1 protein-coding gene is annotated in these 3,115 nt (G+C 58.1%); it reads right to left on the reverse strand.

The window, feature by feature from the left end:
* Positions 1 to 3,115, reverse strand: a 3,115-nt coding sequence (locus LGZ99_RS23760; protein WP_262979777.1) for a non-ribosomal peptide synthetase, incomplete at both ends; no start/stop codon positions are given.

Here is a 3,115-nt window from a genome sequence, read left to right on the forward strand (position 1 = left end):
TCCGGGGTTATCCGCCAGCAAAATAGCCGGAGCCGCATCCGTCAGAATATGGGCCAGACGCTCACCAGTATAAACCGGATCTAACGGCACATACGCGCCACCGGCTTTCAGCACCGCCAATACCGCCACCACCATTGCCGGTGAACGTGACACGCAAATCGCCACCCGCTGATCCGGTCCGACACCCAGTGCAATCAGCTGATGGGCCAGCCGGTTGGCACGGGCATTTAATTCGGCATAACTGAGAGTTTGCTCTTCATACACTAACGCTGGCGCGTCAGGGGCTTGCGCCACCTGTTGTTCAAACAACTGATGAATGCACAATTGCTCAGGATAGGCGGTTTCCGTCGCGTTCCAGGTTTCCAGCAACAACCTGCGCTCCGCCGGGGCCAGGATATCAATCTCCCCAACTGGCTGTTGAGCCTGCGCGACCATCGCTTGCAGCACCGCGTGCAGATATCCCACCTGTCGCGCCATTGTCGGAGCATCAAACAGCGCCGAGGCATAACTCAGCGCACCGACAATCCTGCCCGCCTCTTCTGACAAGCTCAGTTCAAGATCAAACTTGACAACATCAAAGGCTTGATTGACCGGTGACACCGCCAGCCCCGGTAATTGCCACTCCGTTCCCTCCGTGCTCTGCCAGGCAAACATCACCTGGAACAACGGGGTATGCGCCAGCTGGCGCGGCGGCTGCACAATTTCCACTACCTGCTCAAACGGTAAATCCTGATGCGCCTGCGCCGCTAAGGCGGTTTGTCGTACCTGCGCCAGTAATTCCGTCACCGTCAGTTCACCCGGGATATCAATACGCAACGCCAGCGTATTCACAAAGAACCCGATCAGCGGTTCCACTTCCTGACGACTGCGACCGGCACTCGGTGTCCCAATCACCACCGCTTCCTGACCGGACAGACGCGACAGGACCACGGCCCAGGCTGACAACAGCGTCATAAATAACGTCACACCGTGCTGCTCACTCAGGCGTTTAAGCGCGGCCGTTAATGCCGTATCCAGGTTAACCGGCACGGTATGCCCGATAAATGACTGCTCCGACGGACGAGGCCGGTCAGTGGGTAAATCCAGCAGCACCGGGGCATCAGCCAGCATGGCTCGCCAATAGTCGGATTGCACCCCGGTCCGTTCAGCCGACAGCCACTGACGCTGCCAGGCGGCGTAATCCGGGTACTGGATCGTCAACGGCGGCAACGGTGCCGGCTGCCCGGCCAGAAACGCCGTATAGAGTGTGCTCAGTTCGCGTATCAGCACATCGACAGACCAGCCATCGGAAATAATGTGATGCTGGGTGAGCAGGAACCGGTATTCATCATCGGCAAGCCGGATCAGCGAAGCGCGAATAAGCGGACCACGCTCAAGGTCAAATGGGGCACGCGCTTCTTCCGCACACAGGCGTTCAAGCACACCATCCGCCTCCGGGAGCCCCCGCAGGTCATGTTGGGATAACCGCAGGCCGCTATCCGGCGCCAACAGTTGCACTTGCGGCTGACCATCAACCGAGACAAAGACAGAGCGTAACGCTTCATGACGGGCAAACACGCTATCCAGCGCCTGCTGCCAGGCCACGCTATCCAGCTGACCGCACACGTGCAGGACCATCGGAATATGATAAGTTTCACTGACCCCCTCAAGCTGCGCCAGGAACCACAGGCGCTGTTGAGCAAATGACAACGGTAACTCACCCTCACGGGATATCGGCAGGATGGCCGGCAGGACCGTGTCCGCCTGACCAGACCCGCCCTGCATGACCTCAGCCAACGCCAGTAAAGTGGGGAATTTAAACAGGGTCGCCAGCGACAGTTCAACCCCGAAAGCCGCGACCCGGTTCATCACCCGTACCGCCAGCAACGAATGCCCCCCCAACGCAAAGAAATTGTCATACCGGCTGATTTGCTCAATCCCCAAAATTTCACGCCAAATCGCTGCCAGGGCAATTTCTGTTTCTCCCTGCGGCGCGGCATAAACCCGGTGGGCATAAGCTTCATTGTCCGGGGCCGGCAATGCCCGGCGATCCAGTTTACCGTTCGGCGTCAACGGCAACGCCGCCAGCCGCACAAAGGCCGACGGCACCATGTAGTCAGGTAGCTGAACACTCAGATGGGCACGCAGACTATGAATCAATCCCTCATCCGCCGGTGCCGCCACATAAGCCACCAGCCGTTTCTCCGGCCCGTCACCCTGTGCCAATACCACCGATTCACTCACGGCCGGGTGCTCCAGCAACCGGGCCTCAATTTCCCCCGGTTCAATCCGGAAACCACGGATTTTCACCTGCTGGTCGTTGCGGCCCAGAAACTCCAGATTGCCGTCCGGCAGATAACGCGCCAAATCCCCGGTCCGGTACATCCGCGCCCCCGGGTTATCACTGAACGGATCGAGAAGGAACCGTTCCGCCGTCAGGTCAGGGCGATTGAAGTAGCCCCGCGCCACCCCCGCCCCGCCGATATAAATTTCACCCACCACGCCCAGCGGCACCGGCTGACCATAAACGTCCAGCAAATAAAGGCCGGTGTTGGCTATCGGACGCCCGATACTTTCAATAATCCTGTCACCCCGCTGTATCGGCAACCAGGCAGAATACGTTGTCGTTTCGGAAGGCCCATAGAGATTACATAACCGCTGTACCGGCGCTTCTGCAAAAATCTGTTCAATCAGGGCACGTTTAAGCGGTTCACCCGCCAGATTGACGGTATGAACCGACGCCATCAGCGCCTGAGCCTGCAATAACGGTTTCATCGCCGACGGGACTGAGTTAATCAGGGTCACCGGCAAAGCATGCCGCATCAATGACAGGACATCATCGACCAGATGAATCGCCGCACCACAAGACAACGGCATAAGAAATTCAAAAATGGACAGGTCGAAATTCATTGACGTCGAGAAAAGCGTCTCCCGGACCTCTTCCGCCCCAAAAGCCTGCTGTGCCCAGTGCAGGAAGTTCACGGTATTCCGGTGCTCAATCATCACCCCTTTTGGCACGCCCGTGGAGCCGGAAGTATAAATCACATAGGCTAAATGACGGTCAGTCAGCCCCGCTCTCTGCGGGTTGCTGTCCGCCTGTTCAGGCAAGATATTGGGGTCAAGTACCGTCAATCCG

It is taken from the genome of Photorhabdus temperata (assembly GCF_025384845.1).
Lineage (GTDB): Bacteria > Pseudomonadota > Gammaproteobacteria > Enterobacterales > Enterobacteriaceae > Photorhabdus > Photorhabdus temperata.